General features: G+C 59.3%; 17 protein-coding genes. 13 read left to right on the top strand and 4 right to left on the bottom strand.

The genetic code is table 11. The features are described 5' to 3' along the window. Positions 1-73: 73 nt before the first annotated feature. The 3 genes from QMK54_RS26950 (at position 74) to QMK54_RS26940 (ending at position 1793) form a co-directional block, all read left to right on the top strand. Positions 74-562 carry a TIGR00645 family protein gene (locus tag QMK54_RS26950; protein ID WP_007970904.1) on the top strand — a complete coding sequence of 163 codons (489 nt, stop codon included), beginning with the start codon at positions 74-76 and terminating at the stop codon, positions 560-562. 201 nt (positions 563-763) lie between these two features. After that, entirely contained in the window at positions 764-1054 is a 291-nt protein-coding gene (locus QMK54_RS26945; RefSeq protein WP_110659062.1) for a DUF6482 family protein, read from the top strand. Positions 1055-1175: 121 nt separating this feature from the next. After that, positions 1176-1793 (top strand): FKBP-type peptidyl-prolyl cis-trans isomerase, encoded by a 618-nt coding sequence (locus QMK54_RS26940; protein WP_007970907.1) that lies wholly within the window; start codon positions 1176-1178, stop codon positions 1791-1793. Positions 1794-1931: 138 nt separating this feature from the next. Here the strand turns inward: QMK54_RS26940 and QMK54_RS26930 are convergent, their stop codons facing one another. The 3 genes from QMK54_RS26930 to QMK54_RS26920 form a co-directional block, all read right to left on the bottom strand. Continuing rightward, positions 1932-2189, bottom strand: a complete 258-nt coding sequence (locus QMK54_RS26930) for a hypothetical protein (protein ID WP_110659066.1) — start codon at positions 2187-2189, stop codon at positions 1932-1934. A gap of 203 nt (positions 2190-2392) precedes the next feature. Further along, the gene (locus QMK54_RS26925; RefSeq protein ID WP_110659068.1) at positions 2393-2734 is read right to left on the bottom strand and encodes a zinc ribbon domain-containing protein YjdM; all 342 of its coding nucleotides are present in this window, start codon (positions 2732-2734) and stop codon (positions 2393-2395) included. Between the two features lie 165 nt (positions 2735-2899). Continuing rightward, on the bottom strand, positions 2900-3868 hold the full coding sequence (locus tag QMK54_RS26920; protein WP_110659070.1) for a polyprenyl synthetase family protein: 969 nt from the start codon (positions 3866-3868) through the stop codon (positions 2900-2902). 239 nt (positions 3869-4107) lie between these two features. Here QMK54_RS26920 and rplU point away from each other — a divergent pair, with 239 nt between their 5' ends. The 5 genes from rplU to QMK54_RS26895 all read left to right on the top strand — a co-directional run bounded on the left by rplU (position 4108) and on the right by QMK54_RS26895 (position 7867). Further along, the gene (rplU, locus tag QMK54_RS26915) at positions 4108-4422 is read left to right on the top strand and encodes a 50S ribosomal protein L21 (RefSeq protein WP_003176051.1); all 315 of its coding nucleotides are present in this window, start codon (positions 4108-4110) and stop codon (positions 4420-4422) included. A gap of 35 nt (positions 4423-4457) precedes the next feature. Next, on the top strand, positions 4458-4715 hold the full coding sequence (rpmA, locus tag QMK54_RS26910; protein ID WP_003281574.1) for a 50S ribosomal protein L27: 258 nt from the start codon (positions 4458-4460) through the stop codon (positions 4713-4715). A gap of 195 nt (positions 4716-4910) precedes the next feature. Beyond that, positions 4911-6134: an Obg family GTPase CgtA gene (gene cgtA, locus QMK54_RS26905; RefSeq protein WP_150716722.1), complete on the top strand. Its 1224-nt coding sequence runs from the start codon at positions 4911-4913 to the stop codon at positions 6132-6134. Positions 6135-6271: 137 nt separating this feature from the next. After that, entirely contained in the window at positions 6272-7390 is a 1119-nt protein-coding gene (gene proB, locus QMK54_RS26900; RefSeq protein WP_110659074.1) for a glutamate 5-kinase, read from the top strand. A 12-nt stretch (positions 7391-7402) separates the two neighbouring features. Beyond that, positions 7403-7867, top strand: a complete 465-nt coding sequence (locus tag QMK54_RS26895; RefSeq protein ID WP_008022496.1) for a CreA family protein — start codon at positions 7403-7405, stop codon at positions 7865-7867. Positions 7868-8060: 193 nt separating this feature from the next. Here QMK54_RS26895 and rpsT read toward each other — a convergent pair whose 3' ends face one another. Beyond that, a complete protein-coding gene (gene rpsT / locus QMK54_RS26890; RefSeq protein ID WP_020798646.1) occupies positions 8061-8339 on the bottom strand; it encodes a 30S ribosomal protein S20 in 279 nt (92 codons plus the stop codon). Between the two features lie 252 nt (positions 8340-8591). On the opposite strand from rpsT, the gene murJ reads away from it, so the two are divergent. The 5 genes from murJ (at position 8592) to fkpB (ending at position 14994) form a co-directional block, all read left to right on the top strand. Further along, on the top strand, positions 8592-10130 hold the full coding sequence (gene murJ / locus QMK54_RS26885) for a murein biosynthesis integral membrane protein MurJ (protein WP_110659075.1): 1539 nt from the start codon (positions 8592-8594) through the stop codon (positions 10128-10130). A 130-nt stretch (positions 10131-10260) separates the two neighbouring features. Next, a complete protein-coding gene (gene ribF, locus QMK54_RS26880; RefSeq protein ID WP_103396458.1) occupies positions 10261-11199 on the top strand; it encodes a bifunctional riboflavin kinase/FAD synthetase in 939 nt (312 codons plus the stop codon). A 13-nt stretch (positions 11200-11212) separates the two neighbouring features. Next, complete coding sequence (ileS, locus tag QMK54_RS26875; RefSeq protein WP_223594616.1) at positions 11213-14044, top strand: isoleucine--tRNA ligase; 2832 nt, start codon at positions 11213-11215, stop codon at positions 14042-14044. After that, positions 14037-14549 carry a signal peptidase II gene (lspA, locus tag QMK54_RS26870; protein ID WP_046041776.1) on the top strand — a complete coding sequence of 171 codons (513 nt, stop codon included), beginning with the start codon at positions 14037-14039 and terminating at the stop codon, positions 14547-14549. Before ileS ends, lspA begins: the two co-directional genes overlap by 8 nt. A 7-nt stretch (positions 14550-14556) precedes the next feature. Next, the gene (gene fkpB, locus QMK54_RS26865) at positions 14557-14994 is read left to right on the top strand and encodes an FKBP-type peptidyl-prolyl cis-trans isomerase (protein ID WP_172435717.1); all 438 of its coding nucleotides are present in this window, start codon (positions 14557-14559) and stop codon (positions 14992-14994) included. Positions 14995-15019 lie beyond the last annotated feature (25 nt).

Below are 15019 nucleotides of genomic sequence, written 5' to 3'. Positions count from 1 at the left end.
TTTTTCGACGGTTTCTGGCGGTAACGAGGCGCTGTTATACTCGCGGCCATTTCCAGTCCACATGTGAGATTCAATGGAACGCTTTATCGAAAATGCAATGTACGCCTCGCGCTGGCTGTTGGCGCCGATCTATTTCGGCCTGTCCCTCGGGCTGCTGGCGCTGGCACTGAAGTTCTTCCAGGAAGTCTTCCACGTCATCCCGAACGTCTTCTCGATGGCCGAGTCGGACTTGATCCTGGTGCTGCTGTCACTGATCGACATGGCCCTGGTGGGCGGTTTGCTGGTGATGGTGATGATTTCCGGCTACGAGAACTTCGTCTCGCAACTGGATATCGATGACAGCAAGGAAAAGCTCAACTGGCTGGGCACCATGGACTCTTCGTCGCTGAAGATGAAGGTGGCGGCGTCGATCGTGGCAATTTCGTCCATTCACCTGCTGCGCATCTTCATGGACGCCAAGAACGTCGACCCTGAACACCTGCAGTGGTACGTGATCATCCACATGACCTTCGTGGTCTCGGCATTTGCCATGGGTTACCTGGATAAAGTCACCAAGCACTGAGTGCAACTTCCTTTGTGGGAGCGTGGCTTGCCCGCGATGGTATCGACGCGGTCTGACGCTGAACCGTGGTGACGCCATCGCGGGCAAGCCGCGCTCCCACAGGGTGCAAACAGACGGGCGGCGTCGTTTGTGGCTTGTGCTTTGATGCGCCGAGGCCTATCCCTGTAAGTATGTTGGCTCGCCACTGCGTGAGGTGCGTTCATGACCCTGCAAGAGTTGAATGCGTATGCCGTCGCCGGGAAGGTCGATGAGCTGAACCTGATCTCTATGGAGGGGGGCATCTACCTGCTGGAGGCGCGGATGCATGGCGCGGCGCATCCATTGAACGATACGCACGGACACACGATGAGCCTGCGTTCGGTGGAGCATGCCCGTGATGTGCTGCGCTCCTTTCCCAAGTTGCACTTCAACCTTGTGCACACGGTCGTGCATGACGAAATGTGCGGCCTGGTTGCCGATATTGAGGAAAACCTGAAGGTGCCGATCGCCTGACGCCCCTCATCAATGGCATGACATCTGTGCTAGTCTGCTGGCCCTTTTGGTTCCGGGCGCTCCGGGACGCGCTGTGCACGCATGGCAAGTTCCCGAGCCGTCCGCACAGCGGAGCAGTGTCATGTCCGAAGTAAATCTGTCCACCGACGAAACCCGCGTCAGCTACGGTATTGGCCGTCAGCTGGGCGACCAACTGCGCGACAACCCGCCACCGGGCGTAAGCCTGGACGCGATCCTGGCCGGTCTGACCGACGCATTTGCCGGTAAGCCAAGCCGTGTGGGTCAGGAAGAGATGTCCGCCAGCTTCAAGGTCATCCGCGAAATCATGCAGGCCGAAGCTGCAGCCAAGGCTGAAGCGGCCGCTGGCGAAGGCCTGGCTTTCCTGGCTGAAAACGCCAAGCGTGAAGGCATCACCACTCTGGCTTCCGGCCTGCAGTTCGAAGTTCTGACTGCTGGCGAAGGCGCCAAGCCATCCCGTGAAGACACCGTGCGTACCCACTACCACGGCACCCTGATCGACGGCACTGTGTTCGACAGCTCCTACGAGCGCGGCCAGCCAGCAGAGTTCCCGGTTGGCGGCGTGATCGCCGGCTGGACCGAAGCCCTGCAACTGATGAATGCCGGCAGCAAATGGCGCCTGTACGTGCCGAGCGAACTGGCTTACGGCGCTCAAGGCGTTGGCGGCATCCCGCCGCACAGCGTACTGGTGTTCGACGTCGAGCTGCTCGACGTTCTGTAATACCCGCTGATTTACCTGTACCTGTAGGAGCGAGCTTGCTCGCGATGGGCGTCAACGATTACGCGGCCATTCTGAATGAACGCGGTGTCTTGGAGTTTTTCGCGAGCAAGCTCGCTCCTACAAGGTTTGTAGCGTTTCTCATATCTCGATCTTATGGTTCAGATCGTGCGACGGGCGCAACGCCCGGGCATAGCAGAACAGAAACAGATTACGCACCAGCTCCTTGAGTACTACCGGTTCGCTGGAGCTCAGGCCACTGACGTCCAGATCACCCTGGTCCTGCAGCTCGTTCAAGGCTTCCTCTTCCAGTACGGCACAGACTTCCCCGGTTTCCCGATGCAGGATCCTGAGGTAAGGGTGTGGGCGGTCCAACCAGGCATCGATCAAATAAGTCATGGTTCTCATCTCCATTGAAGGTTTGATGAGAATAATTCTTATTCATCAAATAGCAAGGACCTATTGGCGGTTTGCGCTTTTTTTCAGGTGAAGATTGCGTCAGGTCAAATCGACTGGCGTTTGGCTATTGCGAGGATTTACTGGGGGAAGCGGGGAGGGAGTGGTGCCATCCCACGCCGGGCGCGGGATGGAAAACAGCAGGCTCAGACTTTTCTGACGAACTCGGACTTGAGTTTCATTGGGCCAATGCCGTCGATCTTGCAGTCGATGTCGTGATCGCCATCGCACAGGCGGATGTTCTTGACCTTGGTGCCCACCTTGACCACCAAAGACGTGCCCTTGACCTTGAGGTCCTTGATCACGGTGATGGTATCGCCGTCCTGCAGGATGTTACCGACCGAATCCTTTTTCACCGCGTCATCGGACACCGCTTCGGCTTCGCCGCTGGCGGACCATTCGTGAGCGCACTCGGGGCAGATCAGTTGGGCGCCGTCTTCATAGGTGTATTCGGAATTGCATTTCGGGCAGGGTGGCAACGTGCTCACTAAGGCTCCTTGGATTCAGGATCACTAAAAGCGCACATTATATAGGGTTTTATCGCAAGGAGGTGGGACTGTAGGAGCTGGCTTGCTAGCGATGCATGCGCCTCGGTGTGTCAGGAACACTCCGGTGATGCGATCGCCAGCAAGCCGGCTCCTACGAAAAGCGGGTCAGTGCGTACGCGCGACCGCGAACTCGCTCAGTTCAACCAGTGCATCGCGGTATTCGCTGGCAGGCAGCGCGTCGAGGCACTTGATCGCACGTGCCACGTAGTCACGGGCCAGTTGTGCGGTGTAATCCAGCGAGCCCGAGGCTTCCACGGCTTCGCGGATGCTTTCCAGGTCTTCGATTCCGCCTTTCTGGATCGCCTTGCGCACCAGGGCGGCCTGTTCCGGCGTGCCTTCGCGCATGGTGTAGATCAGCGGCAGGGTCGGTTTCCCTTCGGCCAGATCGTCACCGACGTTCTTGCCCAGGGTTTCGGCGTCGCCTTTGTAATCGAGCAGGTCGTCGACCAGCTGGAAGGCCACGCCCAGGTGATCACCGAATGTACGCAGGGCTTCGGCCTGTTCCGGCGTGGCTTGGCACAGGGCCGCGGCACTGTGGGTCGAGGCTTCGAAGAGCATCGCGGTCTTGCCGCGGATGACTTCCATGTAGGTTTCTTCGGTGGTGCTGGCGTCACGTACCTTCGACAACTGCAGCACTTCGCCTTCAGCGATGATGCGCGTCGCTTGCGAAAGGATCTTCATCACTGGCATGGAGCCCAGTTCGACCATCATTTCGAAGGAACGTGAATACAGGAAGTCACCGACCAGCACGCTTGGCGCGTTGCCCCACATGGCGTTGGCGGTCGAACGGCCGCGGCGCATGCCGGACATGTCGACCACGTCGTCATGCAGCAGGGTCGCGGTGTGCAGGAACTCGATGGTGGCGGCCAGCAGGCGCAGCTCGTCGCCTTCGCGACCAAGGGCCTTGCCACACAGCAACACCAATAAGGGACGCAGGCGTTTGCCGCCGGCCGAGGTGATGTAGTCGCCGATTTTCGATACCAGCGGCACTCGGGAAGTCAGCTGCTTCTTGATGATGCCGTCGACGGCGCTAAAATCGTCCGCCACCGCGCGGTAGAAAGCTTGGGGTTGCATCAGCGACAGTTGCTCCAGAAGGGTTGCGCGGCATGCTAGGACCCACGCCAGCAGGTGTCAAGGCGCGATGGACGGCCCCTTGCAAGGCGCTCGTGCCTTGCGTACAATCGCGCACCCTGAACTTCCTGGGCAGCACCTGCCTTACGCAATTGCAAGTGGGCCTCCAGCCCCATGCAGCCATGCCAGCCAATACCTCTTCTTATAAAGAGCTGGGTGAGCAGGATTATCGGAGAAATACCATGTCTTATGCAGTAATCGTTACTGGCGGCAAGCAGTACAAAGTCGCCCCAGGTGAATACCTGAAGATCGAAAAACTGGAAATCGCTACCGGCGAATCCGTTACCTTTGATCGCGTTCTGTTGGTTGCCAACGGTGACGACGTGAATATCGGCGCTCCAGTTGTTGCTGGCGCTACCGTTGTGGCTGAAGTGATCTCCCAAGGTCGTCACGATAAAGTCCGCATCATCAAGTTCCGTCGTCGTAAGCACCACATGAAGCGTATGGGCCACCGCCAGTGGTACACCGAGATCAAAATCACCGGTATTCAGGCTTAATTTCAGCCTAATTCCTCACTAGGAGAATTGAACTCATGGCACACAAAAAAGCTGGTGGTAGTACCCGTAACGGTCGCGACTCAGAAGCCAAACGCCTTGGCGTGAAGATGTATGGCGGCCAGGCTATCAAAGCAGGCAACATCATCGTGCGTCAGCGCGGCACCCAATTCCACGCTGGCTACGGCGTTGGCATGGGTAAAGATCACACCCTCTTCGCTAAAGTCGAAGGCGTGATCAAGTTCGAAGTAAAAGGCGCCTTCGGTCGTCGTTACGTGAGCGTAGTCGCCGCTTAATTGCGCGATCGCTGGAAAAGCCCTGTCTCGCGACGGGGCTTTTTCGTTTGTGGGGTGAGTCTCTTGCAAAGCTGTTTGTATGGGCTGTTGGCGTACGATGTAGGTATCGTGGTTTGGGGTCGCTGCGCTCATTTTTGCAAGAGTCTTATGTCTTGATTGTTTTTCGGCTCGTCCGTATGGCGAGAGGCGTTTGTTATGAAGTTTGTTGATGAAGTATCGATTCGAGTAAAAGCCGGCGATGGTGGCAATGGTGCCATGAGTTTCCGTCGGGAAAAATTTATCGAGAACGGTGGCCCGAACGGCGGTGATGGCGGTGACGGCGGTTCCATCTACATGATGGCCGACGAAAACCTCAACACCCTGGTGGACTACCGTTACACCCGGCACTTCGATGCCGAGCGTGGCTCCAACGGCGGCAGCACCGACTGCACCGGCAAGAAAGGTGAAGACCTGATCCTGCGCGTTCCGGTCGGCACCACGGTGATCGACTCTGCCACTCAGGAAGTCATTGGCGACCTGACCAAGGCCGGTCAGAAATTGATGGTAGTGCAGGGCGGCTGGCACGGTCTGGGCAACACCCGTTTCAAATCCAGTACCAACCGTGCGCCGCGCCAGACCACTCCGGGCAAGCCGGGTGAGCAGCGCGACCTGAAGCTGGAAATGAAAGTGCTGGCTGACGTCGGTCTGCTGGGCTTGCCGAACGCCGGTAAAAGTACTTTTATCCGTTCGGTGTCGGCTGCCAAGCCGAAAGTTGCCGACTACCCGTTCACCACGCTGGTGCCGAACCTGGGTGTGGTCAGTGTCGATCGCTGGAAGAGCTTCGTGGTCGCGGACATTCCGGGTCTGATCGAGGGTGCTTCCGACGGTGCGGGCCTGGGCATTCGCTTCCTCAAGCACTTGGCGCGTACGCGTCTGCTGCTGCACCTCGTGGACATGGCGCCGCTGGATGACGCCAGCGCACCGGATGCCGCTGAAGTGATCGTCAACGAGCTGATCAAGTTCAGCCCGTCCCTGGCGGAGCGTGATCGCTGGCTGGTCCTGAACAAGTGCGACCAGATCCTTGATGAAGAGCACGATGCTCGCGTCAAGGAAATCGTTGATCGCCTGGAGTGGACGGGTCCGGTCTACGTGATCTCGGCCATCTCCAAGCTCGGTACCGAGCGTCTGTGCCACGACATCATGCGTTACATGGAAGATCGTGCCGATCGCCTGGCCAATGACCCGGCCTACAAGGAAGAGCTGGCCGATCTCGATCAGCGCATCGAAGACGAGGCTCGCGCGCAACTGCAGGCGCTGGATGACAAGCGTGCCCTGCGTCGCAGCGGCGTGAAGTCGGTCCACGACATCGGCGACGATGATTGGGACGAAGAAGATGTGGATGACGAAGACGGTCCGGAAATCATTTACGTGCGTGACTGATTCGTTGCGATAAACTTAAGCGCCGCTCAATCGAGCGGCGTTTTGGTATCTGGAAATCGATTGTTGGTCACGAATAACCACGAATAACGTCACGGGCAGTGCCAGGTCGCGCTGCCCTCAAGCTAAGGTTGAAGATGATGCGGAGCAAGGTGACAGGTGCGCAGCGTTGGGTCGTGAAGATCGGCAGCGCTTTGCTGACGGCAGACGGCAAGGGCCTGGATCGCGCGGCAATGGGTGTCTGGGTTGAGCAGATGGTGGCCTTGCATGAGGCGGGTGTCGAGCTGGTGCTGGTGTCCTCCGGGGCGGTGGCGGCTGGTATGAGCCGTCTGGGCTGGACCTCGCGACCCAGTGCGATGCACGAGCTCCAGGCTGCCGCTGCAATCGGTCAGATGGGGTTGGTGCAGGCCTGGGAGTCGAGTTTTGCCGAGCATGGCCGGCATACCGCGCAGATTCTCCTGACTCACGACGACCTGTCCGACCGCAAGCGCTACCTGAACGCCCGCAGCACCTTGCGTGCGCTGGTCGAGCTCAAGGTCATTCCGGTGATCAACGAGAATGACACCGTGGTCACCGACGAAATCCGTTTTGGCGACAACGACACCCTGGCGGCGCTGGTGGCCAACCTGGTGGAGGCGGACTTGCTGGTGATCCTGACGGATCGTGACGGCATGTTCGACGCCGATCCGCGCAACAATCCGGATGCGCAGTTGATCTACGAGGCGCGTGCCGATGATCCGGCACTCGATGCGGTGGCCGGCAGTACGGGTGGCGCGCTGGGACGTGGTGGCATGCAGACCAAGCTGCGTGCTGCGCGTCTGGCGGCCCGTTCCGGTGCTCACACCATCATCGTCGGTGGGCGGATCGAGCGTGTGCTGGATCGTCTCAAGGCTGGCGAGCGCATCGGCACCTTGCTGTCGCCAGAGCGCGGCATGCTGGCGGCGCGCAAGCAATGGCTGGCCGGTCACCTGCAAACCCGTGGCACCCTGGTGCTGGATGCGGGCGCGGTGACTGCGTTGTCCCAGGGTAACAAGAGCTTGCTGCCGGTCGGGGTCAAGTTAGTGCAGGGCAGCTTCCGTCGCGGTGAAATGGTGGTGTGCGTGGCGCCGGACGGTCGTGAGATTGCCCGTGGCCTGGCCAACTACAGTGCGCTGGAAGCGCAAAAAATCATCGGTCAGTCGTCCGAAGCGATTGTCGGTCTGTTGGGTTACATGGCGGAACCGGAACTGGTTCACCGCGATAACCTGATCCTGGTCTGAAGGAATACCTGAATGCGCGTGGCAAAAGGATTGTTGGGGTTGCTGTTGGCGATGCCGTTGCTGGCTTCGGCCGAGGAAATCGGCCAGGTGTCGACGGTGTTCAAGTTCGTCGGGCCGAATGACCGGATTGTGGTCGAGGCCTTCGATGATCCGAAGGTCGACGGCGTGACCTGCTATCTGTCGCGCGCCAAGACTGGTGGTGTGAAGGGCGGCCTGGGGTTGGCCGAGGATCGTGCCGAAGCGTCCATCGCTTGCCGTCAGGTCGGGCCGATAAGCTTCAAGGGTGAGCTCAAGGATGGCGATGAGGTGTTCAAGGAGCGCACGTCCCTGGTGTTCAAGACCATGCAGGTGGTGCGCTTTCTCGACAAGAAGCGCAATACGCTGGTGTACCTGGTGTATAGCGATCGCTTGATCGAGGGTAGTCCGCAGAATGCGGTGACGGCGATTCCAATCTTGCCGTGGGCGCACGCCCAATAACCTGATGTAAATCGAACTCTGTAGGAGCGAGCTTGCTCGCGAGGGACGCATGGGTGACATGGGCTGTCTGGTGCCCCGTGTTATCGTTGACGTCCATCGCGAGCAAGCTCGCTCCTACAGTTTTTTGTGTGTCCATCAAATCGCAGGCAATAAAAAACCGACCCTGAGGTCGGTTTTTTAATGAACGAGTCGCTTAGGCAGCAGCGGCAACGTTCAGGGCCTTTACGTGGCCATTCAAACGGCTCTTATGGCGAGCAGCCTTGTTCTTGTGGATGATGCCTTTATCGGCCATGCGGTCGATAACTGGCACAGCCAGAACGTATGCAGCTTGAGCTTTTTCAGCGTCTTTTGCGTCGATGGCCTTAACTACATTCTTGATGTAGGTACGAACCATGGAACGCAGGCTGGCGTTGTGGCTGCGACGCTTCTCAGCCTGTTTTGCACGTTTTTTGGCGGAAGGTGAGTTGGCCACCGTCGAGCTCCTCGAAAGACTTTTTAGGAAATAGCAAACAAAATAGGCCGCGAATCATGCCGATGAAGAGAAGTCTTGTCAAGGGCGCTTGAAACGTTCCGCTAAGTGGTAGGTATGAAGAGGCGGGATATTTATTTCCGGCGCTTGACCTGTAAACTCGCGAGCTTTGGCTCTGTGCTGTTGCGGCGCGGAGTATCGCACAAGTAGGCGCATTGTTCGCCTGCTGTTTATCGACAGGCACAAACTTCTTCCATGAATCTGCTCAAATCGTTGGCCGCCGTCAGCTCTATCACGATGCTTTCCCGGATTCTGGGATTTGTTCGAGACACTCTCATTGCGCGTACATTTGGCGCGGGAATGGCGACGGACGCCTTCTTCATCGCCTTCAAATTGCCCAATCTGCTGCGCCGGATCTTCGCTGAGGGGGCTTTTTCCCAAGCCTTCGTGCCGATTCTTGCGGAATACAAGAGCCAGCAGGGCGAAGAGGCGACACGCACCTTCATTGCCTATGTCTCGGGTTTGTTGACACTGGTGCTGGCGCTGGTCACAGCGCTGGGCATGCTTGCCGCGCCCTGGGTCATTTGGGTAACTGCGCCGGGATTCACCGATACCCCGGAAAAATTCGAGCTCACGTCCGATCTATTGCGGGTGACCTTTCCTTACATATTGCTGATCTCCCTGTCGTCATTGGCGGGCGCGATCCTCAATACCTGGAACCGTTTTTCGGTGCCGGCGTTCGTGCCGACCCTGCTCAACGTCAGCATGATCATCTTTGCGCTGTTCCTGACGCCGTATTTCGATCCTCCCGTGATGGCGCTCGGCTGGGCGGTACTGGTCGGTGGCCTGGCGCAATTGCTTTATCAGCTGCCGCACCTGAAAAAGATCGGCATGCTGGTGCTACCGCGCCTGAACCTGCGCGACACCGGCGTCTGGCGGGTAATGAAGCAGATGCTGCCAGCGATCCTCGGCGTCTCGGTGAGCCAGATTTCGTTGATCATCAACACCATTTTCGCTTCGTTCCTGGTCGCCGGTTCCGTGTCCTGGATGTACTACGCCGACCGTTTGATGGAGTTGCCATCCGGCGTGCTGGGCGTGGCGCTGGGGACGATTCTGCTGCCGACCCTGGCCAAGACTTACGCCAGCAAGGATCGCCACGAATACTCGCGTATTCTCGATTGGGGACTGCGCCTGTGCTTTGTATTGGTGCTGCCTTGCGCCCTGGCGCTGGGGATTCTGGCCGAGCCGCTGACGGTTTCGCTGTTCCAGTACGGCCAGTTCGATGCCCATGATGCGGCCATGACTCAGCGCGCGTTGATCGCTTATTCCGTCGGTTTGCTCGGGATTATCGTGATCAAAGTGCTGGCGCCGGGCTTTTATGCGCAACAAAACATCCGGACGCCGGTGAAAATCGCGATTTTCACTCTGGTCGTTACCCAGCTGTTCAACCTGTTGCTGATCGGCCCGTTGGCTCACGCAGGCCTGGCGCTGGCTATCAGTGCCGGTGCCTGTATCAATGCTGGCTTGCTCTTTTATCAATTGCGTAAACAGCAGATGTACCAGCCGCAACCCGGTTGGGCGAAGTTTGGCTTCAAGCTGGTGATCGCAGTGGCGGTGATGTCTGGCGTATTGCTGGCCGGGATGCATTTCATGCCGGCCTGGGGCGAAGGGCAGATGCTTGAGCGTTTCTTGCGCCTGGGCGCCTTGGTGGTCGCTGGTGTGGTGGCTTATTTCGGCATGTTAGTGTTGATGGGCTTCCGTTTGCGCGACTTCAATCGCAAGGCGCTGGGATAGAGGTTCTGGCCTCGATAAACACGGTCGAACCGGCGGTTTTGTCGGCTCGATCACTTTGGGTTACGGTGTTGCCTGTCGTCGGCCGCCGGGTGTGGTTATAATCGACCACTTTATGAGCAAGAAGCGCGTTATGCAGCTGGTTCGAGGCCTCCACAATCTGCGCCCCCAGCATCGGGGCTGTGTCGCCACTATTGGCAACTTTGACGGTGTACACCGTGGCCACCAGGCAATCCTGGCGCGCCTGCGTGAGCGTGCGCTTGAGTTGGGCGTGCCCAGTTGCGTGGTGATTTTCGAGCCGCAACCGCGCGAGTTCTTCGCTCCGGAGACCGCGCCGGCCCGTCTGGCCCGTTTGCGGGACAAGCTCCAGCTGCTGGCGGCAGAAGGCGTCGACCGCGTTCTGTGCCTGGCTTTCAACCAGCGCCTGAGCAAGCTCAGCGCCAGCGAGTTCGTCGATACCATCCTGGTGGATGGCCTTGGCGTCCAGCACCTGGAGGTCGGCGATGACTTTCGTTTCGGCTGCGACCGCGCGGGAGATTTCGATTTCCTGCAACAGGCCGGCATCCTTCAGGGATTTACCGTCGAAGCGGCGCAAACCGTCGAGCTCGATGGCATCCGGGTCAGCAGCACACAGGTCCGCAATGCCCTGGCCGCCGCTGATTTCGCCCTGGCCGAACGCCTGCTCGGGCGGCCGTACCGGATCGCCGGTCGCGTATTGCATGGCCAGAAGCTCGCTCGGCAGTTGGGTACGCCCACCGCCAACATACAACTCAAGCGTCGTCGCGTGCCGTTCACCGGGGTTTACCTGGTGGACGTCGAGATCGACGGCAAGACCTGGCCCGGCGTCGCCAATATTGGCGTGCGGCCCACGGTTCAAGGTGATGGCAAAGCCCACCTGGAAGTGCATCTTTTAGATTTTGCCGGCGATCTGTATGACCGGCGTTTAACGGTGGTTTTCCACCACAAGCTGCGTGAAGAGCAGCGTTTCGCCTCTCTGGAGGCGCTGAAAACGGCGATCAACGCGGATGTCGCCGCCGCCCGTGCACTAGCCGCACCTAGCGCCCATCGCTAATGAAGAGCCTTAAATGACCGACTATAAAGCCACGCTAAACCTTCCGGACACCGCCTTCCCAATGAAGGCCGGCCTGCCTCAGCGCGAACCGCAGATTCTGCAGCGCTGGGACAGCATTGGCCTGTACGGAAAGTTGCGCGAGATTGGCAAGGATCGTCCGAAGTTCGTATTGCACGACGGCCCTCCGTACGCCAACGGCACGATTCACATCGGTCATGCGCTGAACAAGATTCTCAAGGACATGATCATCCGTTCGAAGACCCTGTCGGGCTTCGACGCACCTTATGTTCCGGGCTGGGACTGCCACGGCCTGCCGATCGAGCACAAGGTCGAAGTGACCCACGGCAAGAACCTGGGCGCGGACAAGACCCGCGAACTGTGCCGGGCCTATGCCACCGAGCAGATCGAAGGGCAGAAGTCCGAGTTCATCCGTCTGGGTGTGCTGGGCGACTTTGCCAACCCGTACAAGACCATGGACTTCAAGAACGAGGCCGGTGAAATCCGCGCTCTCGCCGAAATCGTCAAGGGCGGTTTTGTGTTCAAGGGCCTCAAGCCTGTGAACTGGTGCTTCGACTGCGGTTCGGCCTTGGCCGAAGCGGAAGTCGAGTACGAGAACAAGAAGTCCTCGACCATCGACGTGGCGTTCCCGATTGCCGACGAAGCCAAACTGGCTGCCGCCTTCGGTCTGCCAACCCTGGGCAAACCGGCTTCGATCGTGATCTGGACCACCACCCCGTGGACCATCCCGGCCAACCAGGCGCTGAACGTCCACCCGGAATTCAACTACGCCCTGGTCGACGTCGGCGACAAACTGCTGGTGCTGGCTGAAGAGCTGGTCGAGTCGTGCCTGGCGCGCTATTCGCTGGAAGGCTCGGTGATCGCTACCGCTACCGGTTCGGCGCTGGAACTGATCAACTTCCGTCACCCGTTCTACGACCGTCTGTCGCCGGTTTACCTGGCCGACTACGTTGAGCTGGGCGCTGGCACCGGTGTGGTTCACTCCGCTCCGGCCTACGGCGTGGACGACTTCGTGACCTGCAAGAAGTACGGCATGGTCAACGATGACATCCTCAATCCGGTACAAAGCAACGGCGTTTACGTGCCGTCGCTGGAGTTTTTCGGCGGCCAGTTCATCTGGAAGGCCAACCCGGCCATCGTCGACAAACTGACCGAAGTCGGTGCGCTGCTGCACACCACCGTCATCGAACACAGCTACATGCACTGCTGGCGCCACAAGACCCCGCTGATCTATCGCGCAACCGCGCAGTGGTTCATCGGCATGGACAAGCAGCCGACCACTGGCGACACCCTGCGCCAGCGCTCGCTCAAGGCTATCGAAGAGACCCAGTTCGTACCGGCCTGGGGCCAGGCGCGCCTGCACTCGATGATCGCCAACCGTCCGGACTGGTGCATTTCCCGTCAGCGCAACTGGGGCGTGCCGATCCCGTTCTTCCTGAACAAGGAAAGCGGCGAGCTGCACCCACGCACCGTCGAGCTGATGGAAGAAGTCGCCAAGCGCGTCGAAGTCGAGGGCATCGAAGCCTGGTTCAAGCTGGACGCCGCCGAGCTGCTAGGCGCTGAAGCGCCGCAGTACGACAAGATCAGCGACACCCTGGACGTCTGGTTCGACTCGGGTACCACGCACTGGCACGTCCTGCGCGGTTCGCACCCGATGGGCCACGAAACCGGTCCGCGCGCCGACCTGTACCTGGAAGGCTCGGACCAACACCGTGGCTGGTTCCACTCGTCGCTGCTGACCGGTTGCGCCATCGACAACCACGCACCGTATCGCGAGCTGCTGACTCACGGCTTCACTGTCGACGAGGCCGGCCGCAAGATGTCCAAGTCTTTGGGCAACGTGATTGCGCCACAGAAAGTCAACGACACCCTGGGCGCCGACATCATGCGTCTGTGGGTTGCCTCGACCGATTACTCGGGTGAAATAGCGGTTTCCGAGCAGATCCTGCAACGCAGCGCGGACGCCTACCGGCGTATCCGTAACACTGCGCGCTTCCTGCTTTCGAACCTGACCGGCTTCAACCCGGCCACCGACCTGCTGCCGGCCGAAGAAATGCTGGCACTGGACCGTTGGGCCGTGGACCGTACCCTGCTGCTGCAGCGCGAACTGCAAGAGCACTACGGCGAATACCGCTTCTGGAACGTGTACTCGAAGATCCACAACTTCTGCGTGCAGGAGTTGGGCGGCTTCTATCTCGACATCATCAAGGATCGCCAGTACACCACTGGCGCCGACAGCAAGGCCCGCCGTTCGTGCCAGACCGCGCTGTTCCACATCTCTGAAGCGCTGGTGCGCTGGATCGCGCCGATCCTGGCGTTCACCGCCGACGAGCTGTGGCAGTACCTGCCGGGCGAGCGTAACGAATCCGTGATGCTCAACACCTGGTACGAAGGCCTGAGCGAACTGCCGGAAGGCTTCGAGCTGGATCGCGCTTACTGGGACCGGATCATGGCGGTCAAGGTTGCGGTCAACAAGGAAATGGAAATCCAGCGTGCAGCCAAGGCTGTCGGTGGCAACCTGCAGGCCGAGGTGACGCTGTTCGCCGAAGATGCGTTGACCGCCGACCTGGCCAAGCTGAGCAATGAACTGCGCTTCGTGCTGATCACTTCGACCGCCAGTGTTGCGCCGTTGGTGCAGGCACCGGCCGATGCCGTGGTCACCGAAGTCAGCGGCCTGAAGCTGAAGATCGTCAAGTCGGCCCACGCCAAGTGCGCCCGCTGCTGGCACTGCCGTGAAGACGTCGGCGTGAACCCGGAGCATCCGGAAATCTGCGGCCGTTGCGTCGACAACATCGGCGGCGCTGGCGAGGTTCGTCACTATGCCTAATGCCGTTGGTCGCTTCGGGCGACTGGGCTGGCTCTGGTTGAGTTTGCTGGTCCTGGTCATCGACCAGGCCAGCAAGTTCTACTTCGAAGGCAAGCTCCAGATGTACCAGCAGATCGTGATCATCCCCGATTACTTCAGCTGGACCCTGGCCTACAACACTGGCGCGGCGTTCAGCTTCCTGGCTGACAGCTCTGGCTGGCAGCGCTGGCTGTTCGCGTTGATCGCCGTCGTGGTCAGTGCGGTGCTGGTGGTATGGCTCAAGCGTCTGGGGCGCAACGAGACCTGGCTGGCGGTTGCGCTGGCCCTGGTGCTCGGTGGCGCGCTGGGCAATCTGTATGACCGCATTGCCCTGGGCCATGTGATCGATTTCATCCTGGTGCATTGGCAGAATCGCTGGTATTTCCCGGCGTTCAACTTTGCCGACAGTGCAATCACTGTCGGCGCGGTCATGCTTGCACTGGATATGTTCAAAAGTAAAAAGACCGGAGAAACCGTTCATGACTGAACAGGTATTGGCTGAACAACGCATCGGCCAGAACACGGAAGTCACCTTGCATTTCGCATTGCGCCTGGAGAACGGCGACACGGTGGACAGCACCTTCGACAAAGCCCCGGCGACCTTCAAGGTCGGTGACGGCAACCTGTTGCCAGGTTTCGAAGCTGCGCTGTTCGGTTTCAAGGCCGGTGACAAGCGTACACTGAGCATCGAGCCGGAGAACGCTTTCGGCCAGCCGAACCCGCAAAACGTGCAGATCATCCCGCGTTCGCAGTTTGCGGATATGGAGCTGTCGCCCGGTTTGCTGGTGATCTTCAACGATGCGGCCAATACTGAATTGCCGGGCGTGGTCAAAGAGTTCGATGATGCGCAAGTGACCATCGACTTCAACCACCCGCTGGCGGGCAAGACGTTGACCTTTGACGTGGAAATCATTTCCGTCAAAGCGCTGTAGAAATGTGGGAGCGGGCTTGCTCGCG

The sequence above is a fragment of the Pseudomonas sp. P5_109 genome (assembly GCF_034009455.1).
Taxonomy (GTDB): Bacteria; Pseudomonadota; Gammaproteobacteria; order Pseudomonadales; family Pseudomonadaceae; genus Aquipseudomonas.
Note: the sequence above shows the minus strand (reverse complement) of the source record. Positions and strands in the feature narration are given on the sequence as shown.